Raw genomic sequence first — 24,666 nt, forward strand, 5'->3', positions numbered from 1 at the left:
GCATCAACGATGACGGTAGCGCCGCCTGCACCGTGGGGGTCAGACCGGCAGCGGCAACCAGGCCAGGCTGGCCGACGCCAGTCCGATGGCGATGCCGGTGGCGGCGAGCACGTCCGAGGGATAGTGCAGGCCCAGCACCACGCGCGACAGCGCCACGCCCACCGTGAACGGCACCAGCAGCGGCGCCAGCCACGGGTAATAGGCCAGCGCGACGATGGTGAACGACACCGCATGCAGGGTGTGGCCGGAGGGGAAGCTGAATTCATCCAGCGGTGCGACCCAGGCGCGGATGCGCAGGTCGGCCGCATACGGGCGCGGGCGCCGGGTCCAGCGCTTCAGGCCCTTGTACAGCAGCAACGCGGCCAGGCCGGTGGCGGCCATGTGCACCGAGGCGCGCAGGCCGTCGAAGCCATCGAGCAGCACCAGCGCGCCCATCAGCACATACCAGAACACGCCATCACCGAGCCGGCTGATCACCGAGAACAGGCGGCGCACGCGGCGGCGTCGGCAATAGTGGTTTGCCCGCCGGCACAGGCGCGCTTCGCGGTCGGCCAGCAGCTCAAGCCGCGTGGTGCGCATGGCCGCTCCTCCGCGACTGGGCCAGCTCGGCCAACAGGGCATCGAACTCCGCCACCACCTGCTGCGGGTGCAGCCGTTTCATCGCACGTGCGGCGTTGCTGCCCAGTACCTGGCGCTGCGCGTCGTCAGCGGCCAGCTGCACGGCGGCTTCAATGAACTGCTCGTCGGTATCCACCGCCGCGCCGTTTTCGCCGTTGCGCAGGTACTCGCGGGCGGCGCCGTAATCGAAGGCCACGGTGGCGACACCGCTGGCCATGCTTTCAAGGGTCACGTTGCCGAAGGTCTCGCTGCGGCTGGGGAACAGGAACAGATCGCCGCTGGCGAAGTGTCGAGCAAGTGCATCGCCGCGTTGGATGCCACAGAAGATGAAGTCGGGATTCTCATGCGCCAGCTTTTCGCGTGCCGGGCCATCGCCCACCCACACGAAGCGTGCCTTCGGGCGGATCTGCTGCAGCCTGCGGAACGCTTTTACAGCCAGGCCAAGGTTCTTTTCCGCGGCGATGCGACCCACGTAGATCGCGACCAGGCCAGTGCCATCCACGCCCCATTCTTCGCGCAGTGCGGGATCGCGCCGGCCCGGATCGAATTGCTGGCTGTCGACCGCACGCGCCAGCAGGCGCACGCGCTCGAAGCCCTGTTCGCCGAGGAACTGTTGCAGCTCGCGGGTGGGGACCAGGGTCGCGTCGGCCTGGTTGTGGAATCGGCGCATCCAGCGCATCGCCGCGGCCTGCAGCCAGGCCACGCCGTAGTCGGGCAGGTACTCGTCGAAGCGGGTATGGAAGCCACTGGCGACCGGAATGCCGAGGCGGCGCGCGGTGCGCAGCGCCGACCAGCCCAACGGGCCTTCGGTGGCGACGTAGACCGCATCCGGGCGCTGCTGCTGCCAGTGGCGACCGAGCCGGATCGGGGCCGGCAGGCCGAAGCGCAGGCCGGGGTAACGCGGCAGGGCCGCGCCGGGAACCAGCAGGGTGCCCGGTGCCGAGTCCAGTGCTTCGCTGGCCTGGCGGGGGCGGACAAGGTCGATCTCGTGGCCGGATGCACGCAGTCCCTGCTCCAGGCCCTGCACGGTGAGGGCAACGCCGTTCACTTCCGGCGGATAGGTCTCGGTGACGATGGCATAGCGCATGGCGGGCCTCCCGGTTTCCCGCATGCTCAAGGCTGGCGATGTAGCCGATATGACCACTTTGCGACCGCCAGATGACGCAGGCCCGGGAGGCTCGCCTCACCGCCCGGCCGCCTGCGCGGAAACAAAAAACCACGGCCCCGAAGGGCCGTGGTCGTGGTGTTTCAACAGCGCGGGTGGATCAGAAGCGCTGGGTGTACTTCATGTAGATGAAACGACCGATGTCGTAGCCGCCGTAGTACGAGAACACCGAGCGCGGCTTGGTGTACATGATCGGGCCCTGCTTGTCGAAGACATTGTTGGCGCCGACCGAAACGGTGGCATCCCACGGCAGGTTGTAGCGGAACTGCACGTCGTGGAAGGTGACTGCGCCACGCTCGTTGTAGTTGCGCGCACCCTTGTACCACGGCGCGATCACGCCCGGATCGGAGCACTCGTCGGCGTACTTGGTCGGGTTGACGCACTGTTCCTTGACGCTGGAGTAGTAGCGCGCGGTCCAGCTCACGCCGAAGTTCTCCAGGTCCCAGCCGACGGTCAGGTTCGAACGCACGCGGAAGCCGATGCCGGTGTTGGTGGCGATGCCGTTGTTGACCGTCGGTACGATCGAGCTGTCGTTGGACGAGCGGTAGATGTCCTTGGCCACGTAGGTGGTCGACCAGGAGGTGCTCAGCTTGCCGTAGTCGGTATCCAGGCGGTACGACAGATCCATGTCGTAGCCTTCCACTTCGGCGAAGCCGGCGTTGCGGCCACCGAACTTCAGGCCGGTGACGATGCCGGTGGTCGCGTTGCGGGTGAAGCGCGAGCAACGGTCGGCCAGGCCCTGCTCGTAGCAGTCGATCAGGATCTGGTTCGGGCTGTCGTCGACGATGGTGTCGTCGATGCGGATCTTCCACCAGTCCAGCGAGACGTTGAGGTTGCTGACGAAGGTCGGGCTCCAGACCACGCCCAGGGTGCGGCTGGTCGAGGTTTCCGGCTTCAGGTTCGGGTTCGATCCGCCAATGAACGGCGTCGGCGTCGCGGCGACCGATCCTTCCGTCGGCTTGTTGCTGCTGTCCAGCTGGCGGAAGTTGGCCACGTCGGCGATGTCCTTCGCACAGCGCGCGCGCACTTCGGCGCTGGTACGGGCAGAGCCGTACTTGCTGTCGCAGGGATCGGAGAAGTTGGCGAAGGTTTCAGAGCCACCACCGTACAGGTCGGAGATGGTCGGGGCACGGAAGCCCTGCGCCCAGGTGCCACGCACCAGCAGCTGGTCGATCGGCTTCCACTTGAAGCCGAACTTGCTGTTGAGGGTGTTGCCGAAGGTGTTGTAGTCCGAGAAGCGGGTCGCGGCGTTGAGGCTCAGCTCACGTGCGCCCGGCAGGTCGGCCAGCACCGGCACGTTCAACTCCAGGTAGGCTTCCTTGACCTTGTACGAGCCACCGGTCGGGCCTGCGGCCAGGTTGGTGGTGGCACCGGTCTGGGCCAGCGCGTCCGGCACGAACTTGCCGGTTTCTTCGCGGTTTTCCACACCGAAGGCGAAGCCGAGGTCGCCGGCGGGCAGGGTGAACAGGCTGCCGCTGATGGTGGCGAAGGCGTTCTTGGAGGTGGTGCGGCCGGTCGCGTTCTCGGCCGGGAACAGCCAGTCCTGCAGGGCCTGGTTGTTGGTCATGCCATACGGGCTTTCCACGCCGTACGGGATCAACGGATTCCACGGCAGGCAGCCGCTGATCGGTGCGCCCGGCTTGCCGCACTCGACCTTGCCGGTGGCTGCGTTGTAGTACGACGGGCCGGTGGCGGCCTGTACGCGGCCCTTGTGCAGGTTGCCGGTGGTGTGCTGGCGCAGTTCGTTCTTGTTGTACTGGTAGCCCACTTCCCAGTCGAAGTAGCGCTCACCGATGTCGAACGAGCCGTCGAACGCGGCAACCGCGCGGTAGGTCTTCAGTTCGCTGGTGCTGGTGCGCGGCACTTCCCACAGGCGGCGGTTCCAGCTGACGGCGGTCGGGTTGGCGTAATTGTGCTGGGTGCCGAACGGGTTGAAGTAGCTGTCCACCGCCATCGGGTTGATCTTGGCGGTGGTGGTGTCGAACGGATAGCCGGCGGTGACGCGGGTCGAGCTGCGCTTGTTGTAGCCCAGTTCGGCCTTGAAGCGCACGGTGTCGGTGATGTTGGCCTGGCCCGAGAAGTACAGCGAATCACGCTTGATCGGATAGCTCAGGTGCATCTGATCGTTGGTGTTGCTGACATCGCCGGTGAAGGCGGTCGGGTCGGTGAAGTGGTAGTTGGCCGGGTTGGTCGGGTCGCTGCCGCGGTTGAGCGCGTAGTCGCAACCGGCGGCCTTGGTGCAGCCCGGGCCGCCCTTCAAGCCATAGAACTGGCCCCACTGGCTGTTGGTGGTCCAGCCATCGGTCGGGTGGCGGTCGGTGTTGCTGTAGCGGCTGAAGCCACGGTCACGTGCCCACACCGCCTTTTCTTCGGAGTGCTCGGCGGCGAAGGTGGCCGAGAAGCGGTCATTGGACCAGCCGGCAACCACGTCGAAGCGATCGCGCGCGCCGTCGCCTTCGCTGTACTGGCCGTGGTAGACGTTGGCGGTGATACCGCTGACATTGGTGCGGGTGATGATGTTGATCACGCCGGCCATTGCGTCGGAGCCGTAGATGGCCGATGCGCCGTCCTTCAGCACTTCAATGCGTTCCACCGCCGACACCGGCAGGGTCGACACGTCCTGCAGGCCCGAGGTGCTGATGCCCAGGCGCTTGCCGTTGACCAGCACCAGCGTGCGCTGGGTGCCGAGGTTGCGCATGTTGACGTAGGTACCACCGGCATCTTCACCGGCCGACAGCACGTTGGCGCGGCTGATGGTCGGGCTGCCCATCGCGGTGACGTTCTGCAGAATGTCCGAGACCGAGCTGAAGCCCTGGCGTTCGATGTCCAGGCGGGACAGGGCCAGCACCGGCTGGGCGGTTTCAACGTCAACCTGGCGGATGCGCGAACCGGTGATCTCGATGCGGTCCAGGGTGGTCGGTGCAGCGTTGCTGCTCTGGGCGAAGGCCGGCAGGGCAGCCAGCGTCGCGGTGGTTGCCAGGGCGTAACGGATGGCCTGGCCCAACGCGGTGGTACGTGAAGTCATTAACGATCTCTCTCTCAGGTCGTGCACGAGACGTCACTCCGGACGTCGATGAAGTCAGTCGTTATTCAGACCGACGACCGATAGTAGTCTCGTTGGTTAACGCCCTGTAAAGAGAACGTGTCGAAATTTGTCATTTCGCATCACGTCATTTCACGAAAAATGAACAAAAGCAGATGCTTATGCCAATTCGGCATAGGCATCATCTGCCCTCAACTGCTGCGATGCAGCAGGAATTGCGCGAAAAACGCGCGAAGCGCGCAGAACGGCCTGCGTGGTGACACGCCGCTCTGCGGGGGGCCAGGTCAGGCCACGAACGGGCGGAACTGGATGCCCAGGCCGGCAATGCCGTCGGTTTCGCCAATCAGGTCGGCGCGCAGCAGCGGGCGGGCGTCGATGAAGGTCTGCGGCACGATCAGCGAAAGCCGGCTGTCATCGGCGGTCAGTTCCAGCGCCGGCAGCGGGGCGTCTTCGTGCGCGCGGTTGAGCAGCACCGCCAGCCGCAGCAGCGCGGCCAGCCGGCGTGCGGTCAGCAGCAGGCGCTCGGGCAGGGCATCGAAGGCGGTCTTGTTGACGTTGCGCCGATGGCTGCGCACCAGCGCGGCCAGCATCTGCTGTTCCTGCCGCGAGAAGCCGGCGATGTCCGAGTGCTCCAGCACGTAGCTGCCATGCACGTGGTAGCCGCTGTGCGCGATCATCAGGCCGAGCTCGTGCAGGCGTGCGGCCCAACCGAGCATGCGGGCATCGTCGGCATCGAGCTTCCAGCGTTCCTGCACCTGTTCCAGCAGCGACAGCGCGGTGTCCTGCACGCGGTCGGCCTGCACCGTATCGATGCCGTAGCGCTGGCTGAGCGCGGCCACCGATTCGTCGCGCAGGTCGTTCTCGCCGGCACGGCCAACGATGTCATAGAGGATGCCTTCGCGCATCGCCGCCTTGCTCACCAGCAGCTTCTGCAGGCCCAGTGCCTGGAAGGCAGCCTCCAGCACCAGGATGCCGCCGGCGATGATCGGGCGGCGGTCGCTGGACAGGCCCGGCAGCTGGATGTCGTCGATCTTCTTGGCTTTCAGCAGTTCGTCGCGCAGCAGCGGCAGGGCTTCAGCGGTGATCGCGCCCTTGCTCAGCTTCATCGTCGCGCAGATCTCGCTGATCGCCTTGTGCGTGCCTGACGAGCCCAGCGCTTCCTGCCAACCCAGCGCGCGGTACTTGCTGGCGAAGGGCTGGAACTCGCGGCCGATTTCGGCCAGCGCGTCCTTCCAGCGCTTCCTGCTCAGCTTCCCGCCCGGGAAGAAACGGCGGGTGCTGGCGATGCAGCCGGCCTGCAGGCTTTCGCGCTCCAGGGTCTGCATGCCCATGCCGATGATGAACTCGGTCGAGCCGCCGCCGATGTCGATCACCAGGCGGCGCTGGCCCGGCTTGGGCGGTTGCGCGTGGGCCACGCCGAGGTAGATCAGGCGCGCCTCTTCGCGGCCGCTGACCACTTCGATGGCATGCCCCAACGCGGTCTCGGCCGGAACCAGGAACGACTGTGGCGAACGCAGCTGGCGCACGGTGTTGGTGGCCAGTGCGCGTACCCGGTGCGGCGGCACGTTGCGGATGCGCTGGCCGAAGCGGGCCAGGCACTCCAGCGCACGCTGCCGGGCGGCGGATGACAGGCCGCCCTTGCCGTCAAGGCCATCGGCCATGCGCACCGTTTCGCGCAGGCGGTCGATCACCCGCAACTGGCCGAGCGTGTAGCGCGCGATGACCATGTGGAAACTGTTGGAGCCAAGGTCGATGGCGGCCAGCAGGTCGCCATCCTGCAATGCGGGCGGAGTCGTGGTGGTATGCGGCATGGACGAATGTTAGCCGAAGGGGCGGTGTGCTCGTCACCGCGCGGCCTTCACATTTTGTAGGGGGGAGTGCGGCAGGGCTGCGCCCTGCACCTGCCGGATCAACGGCAACGGCAATGGCAACGGCAAAAGCAAAAGCAAAAGCAAAAGCGGTCTATCCGTGGGATGGCGGGGTGGGTCCGATGGCAGGGGACGCCGTGAACCCGTCCATGGGGGCTTGGTCGCCGCTTGCTCGTGTGCGCAGTCCTGCGCACACGGCAAGACCGGGGTTGGGCGTCCTGCCCAACCCGCCCGAGGCATGCCTCGGGCCCATGCGGCTCACACCCCTGCCACCGGACCCACCCCGCCTTCGACAGATTTCTGCTGCTGTTGGTGGGTGTCGACCTTGGTCGACACGGTAGATCCACGCCATGCGTGGATGAGTCCAAAGGTGCCGACCAAGGTCGGCACCTACCGGATCAAAGCCCCTGCATCAACGCCATCTGTGCCGAATGCGGAGCTTCGTCATGGGCCGGCGCGCGCTTGTGGTACACGCCGTCGGCGTCCAGTTCCCAGGCATTGAGGTTGTCGTCCAGGTAGTTCTGCAGCACCTCGCGGTAGACCCGCTTGGCCAGTGCCGGGTCCAGGATCGGGAAGCAGGTCTCGACCCGGCGCAGCAGGTTGCGTTCCAGCCAGTCGGCGCTGGCACAGTACATCTCCGGCGCGCCGTCGTTGCCGAACCAGTAGACGCGGCTGTGTTCCAGGAAGCGACCGACGATCGAACGTACGCGGATGTTGTCCGAGACGCCCGGTACGCCCGGGCGCAGGGTGCAGGCACCGCGGATGATCAGGTCGATCTGCACGCCGGCCTGCGAGGCGGCGTACAGCGCGCGCACCACCTGCGGTTCGTTCAGCGCGTTCATCTTGGCGATGATCCGCGCGGGCCGGCCGGCGGCGGCGATGCGCGTTTCGCGCTCGATGCGCCCGAGGATGCCGGTGTGCAGGGTGAAGGGCGACTGCAGCAGGCGCTTGAGCTTCATCTTCGAGGCCAGGCCGGACAGCTGCTGGAACAGCAGGTGCACATCGTTGCCGATGTCCGCATCGGCGGTGATCAGGCTGATGTCCGTATACGCGCGGGCGGTGCCGCTGTGGTAGTTGCCGGTGCCCAGGTGCACATAGCGGCGCAGCTTGCGGCCCTCGCGGCGCACGATCAGCAGCATCTTGGCATGGGTCTTGTAGCCGACCACGCCGTACACCACCTGCACGCCGGCTTCCTGCAGGCGATCAGCCAGGCCCAGGTTGGCCTCTTCGTCGAAGCGCGCCCGCAGCTCGACCACCACGGTCACGTCCTTGCCGTTGCGCGCGGCCTGGATCAGTGCATCGACAATCAGCGAATCCTTGCCGGTGCGGTACAGGGTCTGCTTGATCGCCAGCACATTGGGGTCGACCGCCGCCTGCCGGATCAGTTCCAGCACCGCGCTGAAGGCATCGAACGGGTGGTGCAGCAGCAGGTCCTGGCGCGCGGCGATCTCGAAGATGCCATCACTGTCGCGCAGCGCGCGCGGGGTCATCGGCGGGTACTTCAGCTCCGGCTGCGCGATCAGGTCATACAGCTGGATGATGCGGTTGAGGTTGACCGGGCCGTCGATGCGGTACACCGCGTTCTCGGTCAGGCCGAAGTTCTGCAGCAGGGTACGCACGATCTCGCGCGGCATGTCATGCGCGATCTCCAGCCGAACCGCCGGGCGATAGCCGCGGTCGACCAGTTCGTCACGCAGCGCCAGTGCCAGGTTCTCCACTTCCTCTTCGTCCACCACCAGCTCGGAATTGCGGGTGACGCGGAACTGGTAGGCGCCCTGGACTTCCATGCCCGGGAACAGCTCATCGACGAACGTGGACAGCACCGAGGACAGGAACACGAAGTTCTGCGGGCCGCCGAGTTTCTCCGGCAGCTGGATGATGCGCGGCAGCGAGCGCGGTGCACGCACGATGGCCAGGTGCCCGGCGCGGCCGAATGCATCGGTGCCCTTCAGCACCACCACGATGTTCAGCGACTTGTTGAGGATCTTCGGGAACGGGTGCACCGGGTCCAGGCCCAGCGGCGACAGCACCGGCATGATCTCGTTGCGGAAGTACGCGCGCAGCCAGCGCTTCTGGCGGTGGTTCCATGAGTGGCGGCCGAGCACGCCGATGCCGGCCTCGGCCAGCGCCGGGCGCAGCGTTTCGTTCCAGCAGCGGTACTGCTGGTCCACCAGTTCGGCGGCGCGGTCATGGATGGCGGTCAGGATGGTCTGCGGGCTCATGCCGTCCGGCGCTGGCGGCAGGCCGAACTCCTGCGCGTGGCGCACGGCGGCGGCGCGGATCTCGAAGAATTCATCGAGGTTGGTGCAGGAGATGCACATGAAGCGCAGGCGCTCCAGCAGCGGCACCTGCGGGTCCATCGCCTGTGCCAGCACGCGGAAATTGAAATCCAGCTGCGACAGTTCGCGGTTGATGTAGAGCGCCGGATCACGCAGCGGATCGTTGTCCGGGCTCACGGGGAGGGGGAGGGATCCGAGGCTGCTCATGGCGTCATTCTTCGATGGAAGTCAGGGGGGCGGACTCACGCGGGCGCACGTGGTCGGCATCGAAATGGCAGGAGAACACCGAGCCCTTGCCGACCTCGCTTTCAATCTCAAGCCGTGCGTGGTGCAGGCCGAGGATGTGCTTGACGATGGACAGGCCCAGGCCGGTTCCACCGCTTTCGCGCGAGCGGCTGCTGGAGACGCGGTAGAAACGTTCGGTCAGGCGCGGCAGGTGCGTGGCCGGGATGCCGTAACCGGAATCGCGCACCGCCAGCACCGCGCCGTCGCCTTCGCGGCGGAATTCCACCGCGATGCGGCCACCGGCCGGCGTGTAGCGCACCGCGTTGGTGACCAGGTTGGAGAATGCGCTGTGCAGTTCCTTGGTCGAACCCTGCAGGTCGACACCGGCCAGGTCGTCGATGCTGATCTGGTGGCGGCCCTGGCTGTGGGCTTCGGCCTCGCGGCGCAGCGTGGCCAGCATCGGCTGCATCGCCACGGTCTCTTCCTCGCTGTGTTCCTGCGATTCCAGGCGCGACAGGGTCAGCAGGTCTTCCACCAGCTGGGCCATGCGTTGGCTCTGCTTGCGCATCTCTTCCAGCATCGGACCGGTGCCCGGGAAATCTTCCGGGTCCATCATGTCCAGGTAGCCGTGGACCACGGTGAGTGGCGTGCGCAGTTCGTGTGAAACGTTGGCGACGAAATCGCGGCGCACCTGTTCCAGGCGCAGCAGCTTGCTGACGTCACGGGCGATCAGCAGCCAGTAGTCGGAGGAATAGGGAATCAGGCGCAGGTTGAGGCGGATCGCCGGATCGACCGGCGAGGGCACGTCCAGGATCGGCTCGGCATTGCGGCCACCGGCCAGCCAGTGGGCCAGCGGCATCGGCTGCAGGCGTTCGACCAGCGCCTCGCCGAGATCACCCGGATGGTGCAGGCCGAGCAGGGCGGTGGCCGCCTCGTTGAACCACTGCACGCGCTGGCTGTTGCGGTCCAGCACCACCACTGCATCGGGCAGCGCGGCGGCGGCAGCGCGATAGCTGCGCAGCATGTCCAGCAGGCGGCGCTTGCGCACGCGCATTTCCACCTGGTTGCGGTACAGCAGGCGGTCCAGCTCGTTCCAGACGCCGGTGCCTTCTTCGGCGGTGTCCCAGCGCTGGCGCGCGGTCAAGCGGCGCAGCACGCTGCGCAGGCGCCAGTAGTGCCAGGCCAGCGTGGCCAGCGCGCCCAGTGCGATGCACATCCACAGATGGCCCGAGAACCACCCCACCAGTCCGGAGAACAGCAGTACCGCGGCGACGGTGGCCAGGGTCTTCAACCAGGCAGAGCGGATGTGGCGGGGCATTGCGATCTCGTCGTTGAGGTGCGGCGGTTCACTGGGATGAACCGAGGGTTATAGCAGAGTTGCCGGCGCCGGCACCCGCGGAGGGGCGCGGCGCCGGCACGACGGGACTCAGGTGGCGGTGGAGAAGCGGTAGCCGGCGCCGCGCACGGTCTGCACCATGTTCTCGGCGTTGAACGGTTCCAGCGTCTTGCGCAGGCGGCGGATGTGCACGTCGATGGTGCGCTCCTCCACGTACACGCTGCCGCCCCACACATGGTCCAGCAGCTGGGCGCGGGTGTAGACGCGCTCGGGGTGGGTCATGAAGAAGTGCAGCAGGCGGTATTCGGTCGGGCCGATCGGCACCGGCTGGTCGTTGGCGAACACGCGATGGGCGGCGCCATCGATGCGGATCGGGCCGACCGCTACGCTGCCGTCCTCGTCGTCCTCGCGGGCGCGGCGCATCACCGCACGGATGCGGGCCAGCAGCTCGCGTGCCGAGAACGGCTTGACCACGTAGTCGTCGACACCGGCTTCAAGGCCACCGACGCGGTCATTCTCTTCGCCGCGGGCGGTGAGCATGATGATCGGCACCTCCCGGGTCAGCGTTTCCTTGCGCCAGCGGCGGGCCAGATCCAGGCCACTGGTGCCGGGCAGCATCCAGTCCAGCAGGATCAGGTCGGGCACGCGGTCGGCGATGGCGGTCTGCGCCTCGCGGGCATCGCCGGCGTGGACCGGTTCGTAATCGCCCTTGCGCAGGGCGAAGGCGACCATTTCACGGATCGCGGGCTCGTCATCGACGATCAGGATGCGTTTCTGCACGAGGACACCGTAGGGCTCGGTTACTGGAGTGGTGCCAGTAGACTACGGTTTGATGACATGTTTGTGACTGCCTGGCCGGAACCGGCCTGGATTGCCATCGGCCGGTCATGCAGCGCTCAGCGGCGGTCCAGGTCCGGGTCCTGCACGCCCTGGCGGCGCAGTTCCAGCACGGTGGGGGTGATCGCCTCGATGCGGGCGTCCACCCGCGCACGTCCGACATAGTCCAGCGCCGGGTTGCGCTTCAGTGCCTGCAGCTGCATCAGTGACTGCTCCGGGCGGCCACTGAGGAAGGCCGCCTCGGCATAGGCCTCACTGGCGCGCACGCTGTCACCGGCCAGTTCGCTGGCGCGGGCGAAGCGCTGCTGGAAGACCGGATCATTACCACTTTGCGACAACAGCGGGCGCAGCATGGCCTGCGCGCGCTGGCCGGCTTCGCGGCTGCCCTGTTCGTTCAGGATCTCTGCGTAGGTCAGCGCCACCGGCCGGCTGTTGGGATGCTCGCGCAGCAGCTGCTCGAAACGCGCGTTGGCCTGCGGGCCCAGCCCGGCGCGCGATTCGGCCTCACCCAGCCCCAGCGCCAGCCACAGGTTGTCCGGGCGGGTCTGCAGCAGGCTGGCCAGGGTCTGCCGGGCCTGCGTGGCACCGCTGCGGCCGCCGCGCATCAGCGCCAGCGCCTGGCCATAGCGCTGGGCGTCGTTCAGGCCGTCCTTCTGCCGTTTGGCCATGTCGGCGTATTCGCGTTCCAGTTCGGCGGTGGAATCGGCGCTGAGTACCCGCAGGCGTTCGCGCGCCCACTCGAAGTCGCCACTGGCGCCACGGGCGAGCTGGCCCACCGGAATCCGCAGCACGCTGCTGGGCAGCAGCGGGTTGTTTCCGCGCAGCAGCGGCTCGGCCAGGCCTGGGTCGGCCGGATTCACCCGCTCCTTGCGCTCGCCGCTGGGGGTGCTGGTGGTCAGCAGCACCGTATCCTTCTTCATCTGTTCGGCGCGGGCCTTGGCCTCGCTGATGCGGGTGATGTTGACCGGGTGGGTACGCAGGAACTCCGGCACGCTGTAGCCGCCCTCGTTGCCGCGCATCGCCGCCGACATCCGCTCGAAGAAGCCGGCCATGGCGTCCACGTCGTAGCCGCTGCGGGCCAGGGTGCGGATGCCGAGACGATCGGCCTCGGATTCGTTGGAGCGGGTGTAGTTGATCTGCCGCTGCTGCATCAGGCCCATGCCCGAACTGATCGCGGCCATGGTTGCGTTGCCCGAGGACGTGCTGTTGCTGGCCTGGGCGGCCACCACCGCCGCCAGCATGCCCAGCAGGATCGGAATCTGGTCGCGCTGGGCGCGCTCGACCCCGCGCAGCACGTGCTGCTGGGTGACGTGGGCGATTTCGTGCGACAGCACCGCGGCCACCTCGTCCTCGCGCTCGGCGGTCAGCACCAGGCCGGCGTTGACGCCGACGTAGCCGCCCAGCGTGGCGAAAGCGTTGATCTGGCGGTCCTTCATCACGAAGAAGGTGTAGGGCTGGCGCGGCTGGTCGCTGTTGGAGCCGAGCCGGGTGCCCATGGTCTGCAGCCAGTCGTTGACCAGCGGATCGTCCAGCAGGTAGCCGTAATTGCGCAGCTCGCGCAGCATCATCGCGCCGTACTCGGCCTGGCGGGCCGGCGTCAGCAGTTCGCCAGCGGACGAGCCGATGTCGGGCAGCTTTTCCTGGGCCTGGGCCAGCGGCATGGCCAGGGCCAGGGTGACGGCGGTGGACAGCAGCAGGGCTCGCAAGCGGGAGGTCCTCGGGCAGGGCGCGCCAAGCGTGGCAGGGCAGGGGGCAATCAATCGTTAATCCACAGTGTTGCGGCGGTGGCGTGGAAATTCCAGCGCACCGGTACCATATGTAGACCGTCGATCCATCGTGGAGTTTCCCGTGACAGCCCAGACCGCCGGCGGTGCCCCCGCCATCACCATCTATTCCACCGCCGTCTGCCCGTACTGCGTGGCCGCCAAGAACTTCCTGAAGAGCAAGGGCCAGCAGTGGACCGAGGTCCGCATCGACCTGGACCCGGCCGAGCGCGAGAAGATGATGGCGCTGACCCGCCGCACCAGCGTGCCGCAGATCTTCGTCGGCGACGTCCATGTCGGCGGCTACGACGACATGATGGCCCTGCACCGTGAAGGCAAGCTCGAGCCGCTGCTGGCCGGGCAGGGCCAGGCATGAGCGCGGCCGACGACGGCAGCAAGGACCGCATCGCCGAGTTCACCGACTTCCGCAAGCGCATGAACGAACGCATCCTGGGTGAACCGAACCAGGTGGTGCGCCGCTTCTTCGCGCTGGACACGCAGACCTACCAGGCCGGCGCGCTGGACGTGAAGACCAAGGAGCTGCTGGGCCTGGTGGCCTCGATGGTGCTGCGCTGCGACGACTGCATCAGCTACCACGTGGCCCAGTGCAAGGACGCCGGGGTGACCCGCGAAGAGTTCTTCGAGACCTTCTCGGTCGGCCTGGTGGTCGGCGGCTCGATCGTGATCCCGCACCTGCGCCGCGCGGTCGATTTCCTCGACCAGCTCGAAGGCGGCGCTGCCGCCCCGGCAGCGCACGAACACTGAAGTAGCGTCGGCTGAGGTAGCGCCGGCCGCTGGCCGGCATCGCCTGAACCCGGCACGGCCGAAGTTGCCGGCCAGCGGCCGGCACTACCGGGCGCGCGGCGGCGTTCCCCGCGATCCAGCAGCCCAGGAGCCCCTTCTTGTTGAAGGGGCGCGCCGACAGGCGGGGGTCGAGGAAGAATGCGCGGGCAATTCTGCCTGAACCGGGAACTGGGACCATGGTCTATTTGGGACCTCGGCCCCGGCTCAGGCATAATTGCTGGTGAAACTTCCTTTGCGCCGGCGTTTCCGGGCACGTCCGGACGGCGTTTTTCCCCCTGTTCGGAACATCGATCAATGACGCAGAAAATTACGGTCATCCGCGGCGACGGCATTGGCCCGGAAATCATGGACGCCACCCTGTTCGTGCTCGACCAGCTCAAGACTGGCCTGGAGTACGAAGACGCCGATGCCGGCCTGGTGGCCCTGGAAAAGCACGGCGACCTGATGCCGGCGGTGACCCTGGAATCGATCGCGCGCAACAAGGTGGCGCTGAAGAGCCCGCTGACCACCCCGGTCGGTGGTGGCTTCACCTCGATCAATGTCAGCCTGCGCCGCCACTTCGACCTGTACGCCAACGTGCGTCCGGCCCACACCTTCCCGAACACCAAGTCGCGTTTCGACAACGTCGATCTGATCACCGTTCGTGAGAACACCGAAGGTGCCTACCTGGCCGAAGGCCAGGAAGTGTCGGCCGATGGCGAGACCGCTTTCTCCGGCACCCGCATCACCCGCAAGGGCTCCGAGCGCATCGTGCGCTACGCCTTCGAGCTGGCCAAGAGCACCGGCCGCAAGAAGGTCACCGCCGTGCACAAGGCCAACATCATCAAGTCGACCTCGGGCCTGTTCCTGAACGTCGCCCGTGAAGTGGCCGCGCAGTACCCGGAGATCGAGTTCCAGGAAATGATCGTCGACAACTGCTGCATGCAGCTGGTGATGCGTCCGGAACAGTTCGACGTGATCGTCACCACCAACCTGTTCGGCGACATCATTTCCGACCTGTGCGCCGGCCTGGTCGGCGGCCTGGGCCTGGCCCCGGGTGCCAACATCGGCAAGGACGCGGCAATCTTCGAAGCCGTGCACGGCACCGCACCGGACATCGCCGGCCAGGGCAAGGCCAATCCGTGCGCACTGCTGCTGGCAGCCGCGCAGATGCTGGACCATGTTGGCCAGCCGGAAAACGCCGAGCGCCTGCGCAAGGCCATCGTGGCCACCATGGAAGCCAAGGACTCGCTGACCGGCGACCTGGGTGGTACCGGTACCACCATGAGCTTTGCCCAGGCCATCGCCAGCCGCCTGTAAGCGGTTGGTCGACCTCGGTTGAATCCACAGCGGGGCGCCTTCGGGCGCCCCGTTGCGTTTACGGGTAGATCCACGCCATGCGTGGATGACGGAACGACCCAGCTGTGCATTTTCCGCACAGATCGTGTGCTATTTCCTGGCTGGTTCGTGCGCCATCGGCTCCGCATCCTGTGCCCCACATCCACTGCACAGGAATTCGACCATGAACCTCACCGCCTTTGGCCTGGCCAGCCTGATCGGCATGGCCACCACCGCCCCGGTCGCCTCCGCCGAGCCGGCCCATCCCACCATCCGCCACATGGCCGGCGCACCGGTTGCGGCCTCGCTGGATGCAGCGAAGACCGCTGTGCTGGTGATCGACTTCCAGAACGAGTACTTCGATGGCCGCGCCGCAACGGGCTTTGCCGGTGGCCGCATGGTCATCCCCGAGGGCGTGGCCGCGTTGCGCCAGGCCAAGCGGGTGGTCGAGTTCGCCGATGCCCACGGCATCCGCGTGATCCATGTGCAGCATGTGCTGCCGGCGGGCGCGCCGCTGTTCGCACAGGGCAGTGTCAACGCCGCCTTCCATCGTGACCTGCAGCCGCGGCAGGGCGAGACCGTGGTGCAGAAGGACAACGTCAGCGTGTTCGCTGGCGCGTCCGCCGCAGTCCTCGACACGGTGCTTAAGAGCGCGGGTATCGACACCTTGATCGTGACCGGCCTGCAGACCCATGCCTGCGTGGCCGGTGCCGCGCGCGACGCGGCGGCCGCGCCACGTGGCTATCGGGTCATCGTGTCGTCCGATGCCAGCGCCAGTCGTGACCTGGACCTGGCCGGTGGCCAGCGCATCGGCCATCGCGTGCTGCATGAAGCCGCGCTGGCCCAGATCGAGGACACCTTCGGCGATGTCATGACCCCTGACGCGATCCTGGCGCTGCCGGTGCGCAAGGCCGGGGACGGCGCTTGATAAGCTGGCAGGGCCCGCACATCGCGGGTCCTGCCGACCGGAGCCGCCCGCCGATGGATCAATTCGCCGCCCTGCGCGCGCTGCGTGCCATCGTCGATGCGGGCAGTTTCACTGCGGCCGCCGAGCGCCTGGGTACCACCCACTCGGCGATGTCGCGACAGCTGCGGCAGCTGGAAGAACACCTGCAGGTACGCCTGCTGGACCGCAACAGCCGCCGCTTGTCATTGACCGAGGCCGGACGCGGCTACTACCGCGAGGCGGCATCATTGCTCGATCGCCTCCAGGAAGCGGATGAGCAGGCGCGTGCCGGACAGGCCCAACCCAGTGGCACCGTGCGCATCAGCGTGCCGCAGGTGGTGGCCAGCCAGGAGCTGCCGCATTGGCTGCCGACGTTCCTGCAGCGCTACCCGCAGGTGGCGCTGGATCTTTCCGCCGATGATCAGCTGGTGGATGTGGTGGGCGGGGGTTTCGATCTTGCGCTGCGCATCGCACCGTCATTGCCCGACAGCCAGCTGGTTGCGCGCGAGCTGGCCAGCTGCCCGCGCATCCTGGTGGCTGCACCGGCCTACCTGGCGCGCCATGGCCTGCCGCGGCAGGCGGCGGATCTGGAACAGCACGCGCTGCTGGGCTTCAGTCCCACCGCGTCGATGCCGCCCTGGCAGCTGCACGGGCCGCGTGGTGCCACCGCGAGCATCGAGGCCGGGCAGCGCCTGCGCGTGGATGCCACGCCGGCGCTGTACGCCGCCGCGCTGGCGGGGATGGGTATCAGCCTGTTCACTGCGCTGACCGTGCAGGAGGACCTGCGCGCCGGTCGTTTGATCAGGGTGCTGCCGGCCTGGCATGCCGGGCAGCGCCGCTACTTCGCGCTGTATCCGCATGCACGCGCATTGGCGCCGAAGGTGCGTGCGCTGGTCGAGCATCTCGCAGCGCACTACGCTGCGCAGAGTGGCGCGGCGGGGTAGCCGTGCAACCGCAACCGAGGTGGTGATGGAGTCGGTCTATCTGCTGGTCGCGCTCGGCGCGATTGTCGCCGGATTCGTACAGGGCTTGTCCGGCTTCGCCTTCGGCATGGTGGCGATGTCGTTCTGGGCATGGGGACTGGAGCCGCGATTGGCCGCGACGCTGTCGGTGTTCGGCGCGCTGGTCGGCCAGCTGGTCGCGGTGTTCACCGTGCGTCGCGGATTCAACCTGCGTCTGCTGCTGCCGTTCGTGCTGGGGGGCCTGGCGGGCATCCCGCTGGGCGTGATGGTGCTGCCACAGCTGGACATGGAGTGGTTCAAGGCGTTGCTGGGTGGCTTCCTGGCGCTGTGGTGCCCGGTGATGCTGATGGCGCGCTCGTTGCCGCCAATCCGCGTCGGCGGTCGCCTCGGTGACGCCATTGCCGGCATGGCCGGTGGCGTGCTCAGTGGCATCGGTGGCTTCGCCGGACCCGTGCCGACGTTGTGGAGCACGCTGCGTGGCTTTGGCAAGGATGAGCAGCGCGCGGTGATCCAGAACTTCAACCTGGCGATGCTGGCGGTGACCATGGCCACCTATGTCGGTAGTGGCCTGGTGAACCGGCAGATACTGCCGTATTTCGCCATCGTGGCGCCGGCCATGCTGATTCCAGCGCTGCTGGGCGCGCGGGCCTACATCGGCATCAGCGAGATGCGCTTCCGCCAGGTCGTGTTGAGCCTGCTTACGATGTCCGGCATTGCGTTGCTGGCGTCCTCGCTGCCGGCCCTGCTGGCGCGTTCGCCGGCCGGTTGATCGTCAGGCCGGGCGGGCCATGCGGAAGCGCTGCTCGGCGCCGATGCGGAAATAGTCGGCAGGCCCGCCGCCGCGCAGGATCGGGGCAGCTGCCGCGGTGTCGTAAATGCCATCGACGAGCAGCCGTGCATCGATATGCACCGCCACCACTTCGCCCAGCACCAGCCAGCCGTGGGTGTCTTGGCCGGCCGCATCGCGCAGGCGCACGATCTGCGTGCAGCGGCATTCCATGCTGACCGGGCTCTCCGCCACGCGCGGTGGGGTGACCTGCGTCGAGGCCAACGGTGTCAGCCCGGCCAGGGCGAACTCGTCGACCTCGGGCGCCACTGCGCGGCAGCTCTCGTTCATCGCCTCGGCCAGCGCGAAAGTGGCCAGGTTCCACACGAACTCACCGGTGGCTTCGATGTTGCGCAGCGAGTCTTTGCGGCCCTGGCTGGAGAAGCCGATGATCGGCGGCGTGTAGTTGAAAGCGTTGAAGAAACTGTAGGGCGCCAGATTCAGCGTACCCGCCGCGTCGCTGCTGGAAATCCAGCCGATCGGGCGTGGGCCGATGATGGCGTTGAACGGGTCATGCGGCAGGCGGTGGCCGTCGGCCGGGCGATAGCTGTGGAAGGTGTGGGGCATGGGGGTCTTGTTCCGTAGAGTCGAGCTTGCTCGACTGGATCGGTATCAGTCGAGCAAGCTCGACTCTACCGTCTGCAACAGTCGAGCGAGCTCGAAGCTACGAAAAAGCCGCGACCCTTGCGGATCGCGGCTTGTCGTTTACGGCCAGGTAGGGCTCAGCGCTGCTGGATCTTCGACAGCAGGCGCAGGAACTCCACGTAGAGCCAGACCAGGGTCACCATCAGGCCGAATGCGCCATACCACTCCATGTACTTCGGCGCGCGCTGGGCCACGCCCGTCTCGATGAAGTCGAAGTCCAGTACCAGGTTCAACGCGGCCACCACCACCACGAACAGGCTGAAGGCGATGCCCAGCCAGCTGGCGTCGTGGATCACCGGGACGTTGATGTTGAAGAAGCCCAGTACGAACGAGGCCAGGTAGAGCAGGGCGATGCCGCCGGTGGCAGCGACCACGCCCATCTTGAAGTTCTCGGTGGCCTTGATCACACCGCTGCGGTACGCAATCAGCAACGCAGCCAGGGTGCCGAAGGTCAACAGCACGGCCTGGAACACAATGCCCGGGTACTTCATGTTGAACAGCGCCGATACGGCGCCCAGGAACAGGCCTTCGACCAGCGCATACATCGGCGCGGTGACCGGCGACCATTCCTTCTTGAAGATGGTGATCAGCGCCAGCACCAGGCCGCCGATCGCGCCACCCATGGCGTACAGGCTGGCACTGCTGGCGATCTGGCCGTATTCGTCGACCGACTGGTTCCAGGCGAAGGCGGCGGTCAGCACGGTCAACAGCAGCAGGATGCCGGTCTTGTTGGCGGTGCCGTTGAGGGTCATGACCTGGTCGGGGCTGGTCACCACCGAACCGCTGGCGAGGTCGAGGAAGGTCGACTCGGAAAGAGCAGGGTTGCCGCTGCGCATGCGTGTTCTCCGTGCGAATGAAGGGCTGGACGGCCATCCGGCCGATGGCAGCGAGCATAGCCGATGACCACGCAGGGCGCCGTGGCGGATTCATGCACTGTCGCGTCCGCGTTGACAGTTCGCGATGCGCTTGGCGACAATGAACGACTCCCCGGGCCTGGCCCGAGGGGATTGCAAGACCGGGGTATAGCGCAGTCTGGTAGCGCGCCTGCTTTGGGAGCAGGATGTCGGGGGTTCGAATCCCTCTACCCCGACCAATCCCACATCACGTCGGATTGGACATCGTTCCGGTTCGGGCGCCCGTAGCTCAACTGGATAGAGCACCGGCCTTCTAAGCCGGCGGTTACAGGTTCGATTCCTGTCGGGCGCGCCATCGGCGAGGCACCGGGATCGTATCGGCGGATGTGAAGAAGTGCTTGCAAAAGCGCAAGGACTCCACCAGAATATCGGACTCGCTTCGGCGGACCGGAACTTCGGTGACAGTCTCCAGGCAAAGGTTTGAAGTTCCAGCGTCAGTGGTACCGGCGATGGAGCGAAAGTTTCAGTGGTGGCTGTAGCTCAGTTGGTTAGAGTACCGGATTGTGATTCCGGTGGTCGGGGGTTCGAATCCCCTCAGCCACCCCACTGATTCAACCGCATCGGCGCAGCCGAAACGGTATTGCAATAAACAGAAAGCACGCTACACTGTGCGTCTGAGTTTCACGGGCCGTTAGCTCAGTTGGTAGAGCAGTTGACTCTTAATCAATAGGTCCAAGGTTCGAATCCTTGACGGCCCACCAAGACAGAAGCCACCTGGTACGCCAGGTGGCTTTTTTCTTATAAGTGTGACTGCTTCGTTTTGATCGGTCACGTGCAGCAGGACCCTGTTTTTCAGGGGCCTGCGGCAGAAGCGGGATCGCAATGCTGGTTTCAACGACGTTGAAAAAAGTGCTTGCACCCACCGAGCGGATCGGGTCATAATTCGCGCCCCGATTTCGGGCTGTTAGCTCAGTTGGTAGAGCAGTTGACTCTTAATCAATAGGTCCAAGGTTCGAATCCTTGACAGCCCACCAGACGAAAGCCACTTGGTACGCCAAGTGGCTTTTTTCTTGCCTGCGTGTTGGTGGAATCGGCGCAGAGCCTGCCTTCGGGATGATGGATTCAGCTTTGTGCAGGCCTTTCGCTTACGGCCTCTGCCTGCGACAATGACGGCCTGTGCCGGCCACGCGAAAGTGGCGGAATTGGTAGACGCCCTGGATTTAGGTTCCAGTGCCGCAAGGCGTGGGGGTTCGAGTCCCCCCTTTCGCACCAGCAGTGGTGCCTCCATGGCCGGCCAGCCCCCCTCTGCACTGCCACGGGCAAGCCTCCTGCCGGCCTATCGTCGCTGCCGGCGCGCGTTCCGGCTTTCCGGCGCCGCCCTCTGGCGGCTGCGGGCCCGGGAGTTGCGGCAGTCGCCTGAAGGGGCCTCGGCACCGCGCCGCGCTGCCCCCGCACCCGCCCGGAGGCCTGGCTCGGCCCCCCTTGACCGGCACGCGCTGGCAGTGCAGGCCGAATTGGGCGAAACTAAAGGGCTGCGGCAAGCAGGCGCGTCACAGACGTCGTGTCCTTACAACCGTTTCATTCCAATCATCGAGCCGGGGGCGTGGGCCACCGGTGGCAGGAGTCAACATGCAAGCTTCGATCGAATCCACCGGCAACCTGGAACGCCGCCTGAGCTTCTCGCTGCCGGAAGACCGTCTGCAGAGCCACATCGTCGGCCGCCTGGGCGAAATCGCCCGTACCACCCGCATCAAGGGTTTCCGTCCGGGCAAGGTGCCGGCCAAGGTGATCGAGCAGCGCTTCGGCGCGCAGGTCCGTGGCGAGGCGCTGGACGGCCTGCTGCGCGAAACCTTCGACGCGGCCGTGCGCGAGCACGACCTGCGCATCGTCGGCAGCCCGCGCATCGACAAGGGCGACGAGGGTGAGTTCTCGTTCGTGGCCACCGTGGAAGTGGTGCCGGACTTCGGCGACATCGACGTCAGCAAGCTGACCGTGGTGCGCCACAGCGCCGAGATCACCGACGCCGACATCGACCAGATGATCGAAAACCTGCAGAACCAGCGTCGTACCTGGGCCCCGGTCAGCCGTGGCGCGCAGGACGGTGACCTGGTCGCGGTGGAAACCTGGTCGCAGGCCGGCGAAGAGCGCCTGCCGGCGGAGGGCACCGAGAAGGGTTCGATCGTGCTCGGCCAGGGCATGATGTTCGAGACCATCGAAAAGGGCCTGGTCGGCCTGGCCAAGGGCGAAGAGAAGACCCTGGACGTCGAGTTCCCGGCCGACTGGCGCGTGCCGGTGCTGGCCGGCAAGACCGTGCAGGTCACCGTCAAGGTCGCCGAAGTGTCCGAGCCGGTCGTGCCGGCGGTCGACGAAGCCTTCATCAAGAGCTTTGGCGTGAAGGGCGGTGACGTCGAGCAGTTCCGCAGCGACATCCGCGCCAACCTGGAGCGTGAGCTGAAGGGCGCGCTGATGAACCGCCTGCGCCGCGAAGTCGGTGAGCAGCTGATCGCCGCGTATTCCTCGGTGGAAATGCCGCCGCGCCTGGTCGAGAACGAAGCCCGCGCCATGCTGGCCCAGCAGGTCGAGCAGATCCGCCGCAACGGCCAGAACGTCGGCGAGATCCCGGCCGATGCCCACGAAGGCTTCAAGGACGCTGCCGCCAAGCGCGTGCTGGTCGGCCTGCTGGTCGGCGAAGTGGCCCGCACCAACGACCTGCGCCTGGAAGCCAAGCGCCTGAACGAAACGATGCGCCTGATCGCTTCGACCTACGAAGAGCCGGAGCAGGTCATTGAGATGTACCGCAACGACCCCCAGCTGATGTCTGGCCTGCAGAACCGCGTGATGGAAGAGCAGGTGATCGACTGGATCGCCGAGCGTGCCCAGCACACCGAAGAAAAGCTGTCGTTCCAGGACGCGATCCGCCAGTAAGCCCGGGCGGATCACCGGATGCCCCGCGCCTTTGCCGGCGCGGGGTTGTTTCCCCCCAAGATAGGTACCTCACGTAATGGACAACCGAACCAAAGCCCTGAACCTGGTTCCGATGGTGGTCGAGCAGACCAGCCGCGGCGAGCGTGCCTACGACATCTATTCGCGCCTGTTGAAGGAGCGCCTGATCTTCCTCGTGGGCCCGATCGACGATCACATGGCCAACGTGGTGGTGGCGCAGTTGCTGTTCCTGGAATCGGAAAACCCGGAAAAGGACATCAACATCTACATCAACTCGCCGGGTGGCGTGGTCACCGCCGGCATGGCGATCTACGACACCATGCAGTACATCAAGCCGAATGTGAGCACCACCTGCATCGGCCAGGCCGCCTCGATGGGCGCCCTGCTGCTGGCCGCGGGCGAAGCTGGCAAGCGCTACGCGCTGCCGAACTCGCGCGTGATGATCCACCAGCCGCTGGGCGGCTACCAGGGCCAGGCCACCGACATCGACATCCACGCGCGTGAGATCCTGACCCTGCGTTCGCGCCTGAACGAGGTGCTGGCCAAGCACACCGGCCAGTCGCTGGAGACGATCGCCCGCGACACCGAGCGCGACAACTTCAAGAGCGCCTTCGAGGCGCAGGCCTATGGCCTGGTCGACCAGGTCCTGGAGCGTCGTCCGGATGAGTCGATCCAGGCGGGTTGACCGGCCTTCACGGGGCCCGGCAGGCCCCGTTCCTGCAGGGTCGGGCGGGACTGGTGTCCCCTCGGCCCTGTGCTATTCTCGAATCGAACCCCCGTTCAGCGGGTGGGGTAACTGGGTAAGCGAAGCATGAGCGAAGACCGCCAAGGTCGTTCCACGGACACCGGCAAGATCCTCTACTGCTCTTTCTGCGGCAAGAGCCAGCATGAAGTGCGCAAGCTGATTGCGGGTCCGAGCGTGTTCATCTGCGATGAATGCGTGGAGCTGTGCAACGACATCATCCGCGAGGAACTTGAGGAAAAGGCGCAGTCGGCGCGCAGTTCGCTGCCCAAGCCGCGCGAGATCCTCGAGGTGCTCGACCAGTACGTGATCGGCCAGAACCGCGCCAAGCGCACCCTGGCCGTGGCCGTGTACAACCACTACAAGCGCATCGAGAGCCGGCAGAAGAACGACGACGTCGAACTGGCGAAGTCGAACATCCTGCTGGTCGGCCCGACCGGTTCGGGCAAGACGCTGCTGGCCGAGACCCTGGCCCGCCTGCTCAACGTGCCGTTCACCATGGCCGACGCCACCACGCTGACCGAAGCCGGTTACGTGGGCGAGGACGTGGAGAACATCATCCAGAAGCTGCTGCAGAAGTGCGACTACGACGTCGAGAAGGCGCAGCAGGGCATCGTCTACATCGATGAGATCGACAAGATCTCGCGCAAGAGCGAGAACCCGTCGATCACCCGCGATGTGTCCGGCGAAGGCGTACAGCAGGCCCTGCTGAAGCTGATCGAAGGCACCGTGGCCAGCGTTCCGCCGCAGGGCGGCCGCAAGCACCCGCAGCAGGAATTCCTGCAGGTGGACACCAAGAACATCCTGTTCATCTGCGGCGGCGCGTTCGCCGGGCTGGACAAGGTGATCCAGGCCCGTTCCACCGACGTCGGCAGCATCGGCTTCGGCGCCAAGGTCAGGAGCAGCGAGCGCAAGCAGGAAGTGGGCAAGGTGCTGGCTGAAGTCGAGCCGGAAGACCTGATCAAGTTCGGCCTGATTCCCGAGTTCGTCGGCCGCCTGCCGGTGGTGGCGACCCTGGAGGAGCTGGACGAGCCGGCCCTGATCAAGATCCTGACCGAGCCGAAGAACGCCATCACCAAGCAGTTCAAGAAGCTGTTCGAGATGGAGAACGTCGAGTTGGAGTTCCGTCCGGACGCGTTGTCGGCCATCGCCAGGAAGGCGCTCAAGCGCAAGACCGGCGCCCGTGGCCTGCGCACCATCGTCGAATCGGTCCTGCTGGACACCATGTACGACCTTCCCTCGCAGGAAAACGTCAGCAAGGTGGTGGTGGACGAGTCGGTGATCGAGCACAAGTCCGAGCCGTACCTGATCTACCAGACCCCGGCGGCCCCTGAACAGAAGGTCGCAGGCGCTGAGTGATCCTTTCAAGCTTTTGATTTGAAAGGATTTTAAACGAACGCCTTGCATCTGAAAGCCGATGGCCCCATAACGGGGCCATCGGCTTTTTTTGTCTCCGGAAGATGCCCTCCCGGAGGCGGTTTTCCCCTTCCCTG

19 protein-coding genes and 6 tRNA genes are annotated in these 24,666 nt (G+C 66.2%); 15 read left to right on the forward strand and 10 right to left on the reverse strand.

The genetic code is table 11. The features are described 5' to 3' along the window. Positions 1 to 39: 39 nt before the first annotated feature. From ACMZPQ_RS16550 to ACMZPQ_RS16585, 8 genes are all read right to left on the reverse strand, one after another. Positions 40 to 579, reverse strand: a complete 540-nt coding sequence (locus ACMZPQ_RS16550; protein WP_197583088.1) for a phosphatase PAP2 family protein — start codon at positions 577 to 579, stop codon at positions 40 to 42. Beyond that, a complete protein-coding gene (locus tag ACMZPQ_RS16555; RefSeq protein ID WP_197583089.1) occupies positions 560 to 1,705 on the reverse strand; it encodes a glycosyltransferase family 4 protein in 1,146 nt (381 codons plus the stop codon). The genes ACMZPQ_RS16550 and ACMZPQ_RS16555 overlap by 20 nt, the downstream gene beginning before the upstream one ends. 178 nt (positions 1,706 to 1,883) lie before the next feature. Then, complete coding sequence (locus ACMZPQ_RS16560; protein ID WP_197583090.1) at positions 1,884 to 4,808, reverse strand: TonB-dependent receptor domain-containing protein; 2,925 nt, start codon at positions 4,806 to 4,808, stop codon at positions 1,884 to 1,886. Between the two features lie 302 nt (positions 4,809 to 5,110). Continuing rightward, positions 5,111 to 6,637, reverse strand: a complete 1,527-nt coding sequence (ppx, locus tag ACMZPQ_RS16565; protein ID WP_197583092.1) for an exopolyphosphatase — start codon at positions 6,635 to 6,637, stop codon at positions 5,111 to 5,113. Between the two features lie 455 nt (positions 6,638 to 7,092). Further along, positions 7,093 to 9,180, reverse strand: a complete 2,088-nt coding sequence (gene ppk1, locus ACMZPQ_RS16570; protein WP_197583093.1) for a polyphosphate kinase 1 — start codon at positions 9,178 to 9,180, stop codon at positions 7,093 to 7,095. Positions 9,181 to 9,184: 4 nt separating this feature from the next. Further along, positions 9,185 to 10,516 carry a phosphate regulon sensor histidine kinase PhoR gene (gene phoR / locus ACMZPQ_RS16575; RefSeq protein ID WP_197583094.1) on the reverse strand — a complete coding sequence of 444 codons (1,332 nt, stop codon included), beginning with the start codon at positions 10,514 to 10,516 and terminating at the stop codon, positions 9,185 to 9,187. Between the two features lie 108 nt (positions 10,517 to 10,624). Further along, on the reverse strand, positions 10,625 to 11,314 hold the full coding sequence (phoB, locus tag ACMZPQ_RS16580) for a phosphate regulon transcriptional regulator PhoB (protein WP_005408258.1): 690 nt from the start codon (positions 11,312 to 11,314) through the stop codon (positions 10,625 to 10,627). A gap of 116 nt (positions 11,315 to 11,430) precedes the next feature. Continuing rightward, positions 11,431 to 13,077, reverse strand: coding sequence for a M48 family metalloprotease (locus ACMZPQ_RS16585; RefSeq protein ID WP_197584430.1), 1,647 nt, complete (start codon positions 13,075 to 13,077; stop codon positions 11,431 to 11,433). Between the two features lie 142 nt (positions 13,078 to 13,219). Between ACMZPQ_RS16585 and grxC the strand changes: the two genes are divergently transcribed. From grxC to ACMZPQ_RS16615, 6 genes are all read left to right on the forward strand, one after another. Then, positions 13,220 to 13,510, forward strand: a complete 291-nt coding sequence (gene grxC, locus ACMZPQ_RS16590) for a glutaredoxin 3 (protein WP_004154541.1) — start codon at positions 13,220 to 13,222, stop codon at positions 13,508 to 13,510. After that, entirely contained in the window at positions 13,507 to 13,899 is a 393-nt protein-coding gene (locus tag ACMZPQ_RS16595; RefSeq protein ID WP_005408260.1) for a carboxymuconolactone decarboxylase family protein, read from the forward strand. Before grxC ends, ACMZPQ_RS16595 begins: the two co-directional genes overlap by 4 nt. A 333-nt stretch (positions 13,900 to 14,232) precedes the next feature. After that, on the forward strand, positions 14,233 to 15,237 hold the full coding sequence (locus ACMZPQ_RS16600) for an isocitrate dehydrogenase (protein ID WP_014036138.1): 1,005 nt from the start codon (positions 14,233 to 14,235) through the stop codon (positions 15,235 to 15,237). A 202-nt stretch (positions 15,238 to 15,439) separates the two neighbouring features. Further along, positions 15,440 to 16,183 (forward strand): cysteine hydrolase family protein, encoded by a 744-nt coding sequence (locus ACMZPQ_RS16605; RefSeq protein WP_197583257.1) that lies wholly within the window; start codon positions 15,440 to 15,442, stop codon positions 16,181 to 16,183. Positions 16,184 to 16,236: 53 nt separating this feature from the next. After that, complete coding sequence (locus ACMZPQ_RS16610; RefSeq protein ID WP_197583256.1) at positions 16,237 to 17,145, forward strand: LysR family transcriptional regulator; 909 nt, start codon at positions 16,237 to 16,239, stop codon at positions 17,143 to 17,145. A 25-nt stretch (positions 17,146 to 17,170) separates the two neighbouring features. Next, on the forward strand, positions 17,171 to 17,932 hold the full coding sequence (locus tag ACMZPQ_RS16615; RefSeq protein ID WP_197583255.1) for a TSUP family transporter: 762 nt from the start codon (positions 17,171 to 17,173) through the stop codon (positions 17,930 to 17,932). A 3-nt stretch (positions 17,933 to 17,935) separates the two neighbouring features. On the opposite strand, the gene ACMZPQ_RS16620 is transcribed toward ACMZPQ_RS16615, so the two are convergent. Together ACMZPQ_RS16620 and ACMZPQ_RS16625 are read right to left on the reverse strand one after the other, a co-directional pair. After that, on the reverse strand, positions 17,936 to 18,556 hold the full coding sequence (locus ACMZPQ_RS16620; RefSeq protein WP_414486078.1) for a flavin reductase family protein: 621 nt from the start codon (positions 18,554 to 18,556) through the stop codon (positions 17,936 to 17,938). Between the two features lie 155 nt (positions 18,557 to 18,711). Continuing rightward, positions 18,712 to 19,470 carry a Bax inhibitor-1/YccA family protein gene (locus tag ACMZPQ_RS16625; protein ID WP_197583253.1) on the reverse strand — a complete coding sequence of 253 codons (759 nt, stop codon included), beginning with the start codon at positions 19,468 to 19,470 and terminating at the stop codon, positions 18,712 to 18,714. Between the two features lie 180 nt (positions 19,471 to 19,650). Here ACMZPQ_RS16625 and ACMZPQ_RS16630 point away from each other — a divergent pair. The 9 genes from ACMZPQ_RS16630 to clpX all read left to right on the forward strand — a co-directional run bounded on the left by ACMZPQ_RS16630 (position 19,651) and on the right by clpX (position 24,532). Further along, positions 19,651 to 19,727, forward strand: a tRNA-Pro gene (locus tag ACMZPQ_RS16630). 39 nt (positions 19,728 to 19,766) lie between these two features. Further along, positions 19,767 to 19,843 (forward strand) — tRNA-Arg (locus tag ACMZPQ_RS16635). A 174-nt stretch (positions 19,844 to 20,017) separates the two neighbouring features. Beyond that, positions 20,018 to 20,094: transfer RNA gene (locus ACMZPQ_RS16640), tRNA-His, on the forward strand. 79 nt (positions 20,095 to 20,173) lie between these two features. Further along, positions 20,174 to 20,249: transfer RNA gene (locus ACMZPQ_RS16645), tRNA-Lys, on the forward strand. 197 nt (positions 20,250 to 20,446) lie between these two features. Continuing rightward, positions 20,447 to 20,522 (forward strand) — tRNA-Lys (locus ACMZPQ_RS16650). A gap of 153 nt (positions 20,523 to 20,675) precedes the next feature. Next, positions 20,676 to 20,760: transfer RNA gene (locus tag ACMZPQ_RS16655), tRNA-Leu, on the forward strand. Between the two features lie 357 nt (positions 20,761 to 21,117). Beyond that, on the forward strand, positions 21,118 to 22,413 hold the full coding sequence (gene tig, locus ACMZPQ_RS16660; RefSeq protein WP_197583252.1) for a trigger factor: 1,296 nt from the start codon (positions 21,118 to 21,120) through the stop codon (positions 22,411 to 22,413). 76 nt (positions 22,414 to 22,489) lie between these two features. Next, entirely contained in the window at positions 22,490 to 23,116 is a 627-nt protein-coding gene (gene clpP / locus ACMZPQ_RS16665; protein WP_004146318.1) for an ATP-dependent Clp endopeptidase proteolytic subunit ClpP, read from the forward strand. Positions 23,117 to 23,242: 126 nt separating this feature from the next. Further along, a complete protein-coding gene (gene clpX / locus ACMZPQ_RS16670; RefSeq protein WP_197583251.1) occupies positions 23,243 to 24,532 on the forward strand; it encodes an ATP-dependent Clp protease ATP-binding subunit ClpX in 1,290 nt (429 codons plus the stop codon). Positions 24,533 to 24,666 lie beyond the last annotated feature (134 nt).

Origin of the sequence: Stenotrophomonas maltophilia, from assembly GCF_047497515.2 — a bacterium.
Taxonomy (GTDB): domain Bacteria; phylum Pseudomonadota; class Gammaproteobacteria; order Xanthomonadales; family Xanthomonadaceae; genus Stenotrophomonas.

Coding starts and splice junctions, on each gene's coding strand:
- ACMZPQ_RS16605 (WP_197583257.1), top strand. CDS start 15,440: ATGAACCTCACCGCCTTTGGCCTGGCCAGCCTGATCGGCATGGCCACC.
- clpP (WP_004146318.1), top strand. CDS start 22,490: ATGGACAACCGAACCAAAGCCCTGAACCTGGTTCCGATGGTGGTCGAG.
- ppx (WP_197583092.1), bottom strand. CDS start 6,637: ATGCCGCATACCACCACGACTCCGCCCGCATTGCAGGATGGCGACCTG.
- tig (WP_197583252.1), top strand. CDS start 21,118: ATGCAAGCTTCGATCGAATCCACCGGCAACCTGGAACGCCGCCTGAGC.
- clpX (WP_197583251.1), top strand. CDS start 23,243: ATGAGCGAAGACCGCCAAGGTCGTTCCACGGACACCGGCAAGATCCTC.
- phoR (WP_197583094.1), bottom strand. CDS start 10,516: ATGCCCCGCCACATCCGCTCTGCCTGGTTGAAGACCCTGGCCACCGTC.
- ACMZPQ_RS16620 (WP_414486078.1), bottom strand. CDS start 18,556: ATGCCCCACACCTTCCACAGCTATCGCCCGGCCGACGGCCACCGCCTG.
- ACMZPQ_RS16625 (WP_197583253.1), bottom strand. CDS start 19,470: ATGCGCAGCGGCAACCCTGCTCTTTCCGAGTCGACCTTCCTCGACCTC.
- ACMZPQ_RS16615 (WP_197583255.1), top strand. CDS start 17,171: ATGGAGTCGGTCTATCTGCTGGTCGCGCTCGGCGCGATTGTCGCCGGA.
- ACMZPQ_RS16595 (WP_005408260.1), top strand. CDS start 13,507: ATGAGCGCGGCCGACGACGGCAGCAAGGACCGCATCGCCGAGTTCACC.
- ACMZPQ_RS16560 (WP_197583090.1), bottom strand. CDS start 4,808: ATGACTTCACGTACCACCGCGTTGGGCCAGGCCATCCGTTACGCCCTG.
- ppk1 (WP_197583093.1), bottom strand. CDS start 9,180: ATGAGCAGCCTCGGATCCCTCCCCCTCCCCGTGAGCCCGGACAACGAT.
- ACMZPQ_RS16610 (WP_197583256.1), top strand. CDS start 16,237: ATGGATCAATTCGCCGCCCTGCGCGCGCTGCGTGCCATCGTCGATGCG.
- ACMZPQ_RS16600 (WP_014036138.1), top strand. CDS start 14,233: ATGACGCAGAAAATTACGGTCATCCGCGGCGACGGCATTGGCCCGGAA.
- ACMZPQ_RS16550 (WP_197583088.1), bottom strand. CDS start 579: ATGCGCACCACGCGGCTTGAGCTGCTGGCCGACCGCGAAGCGCGCCTG.
- ACMZPQ_RS16555 (WP_197583089.1), bottom strand. CDS start 1,705: ATGCGCTATGCCATCGTCACCGAGACCTATCCGCCGGAAGTGAACGGC.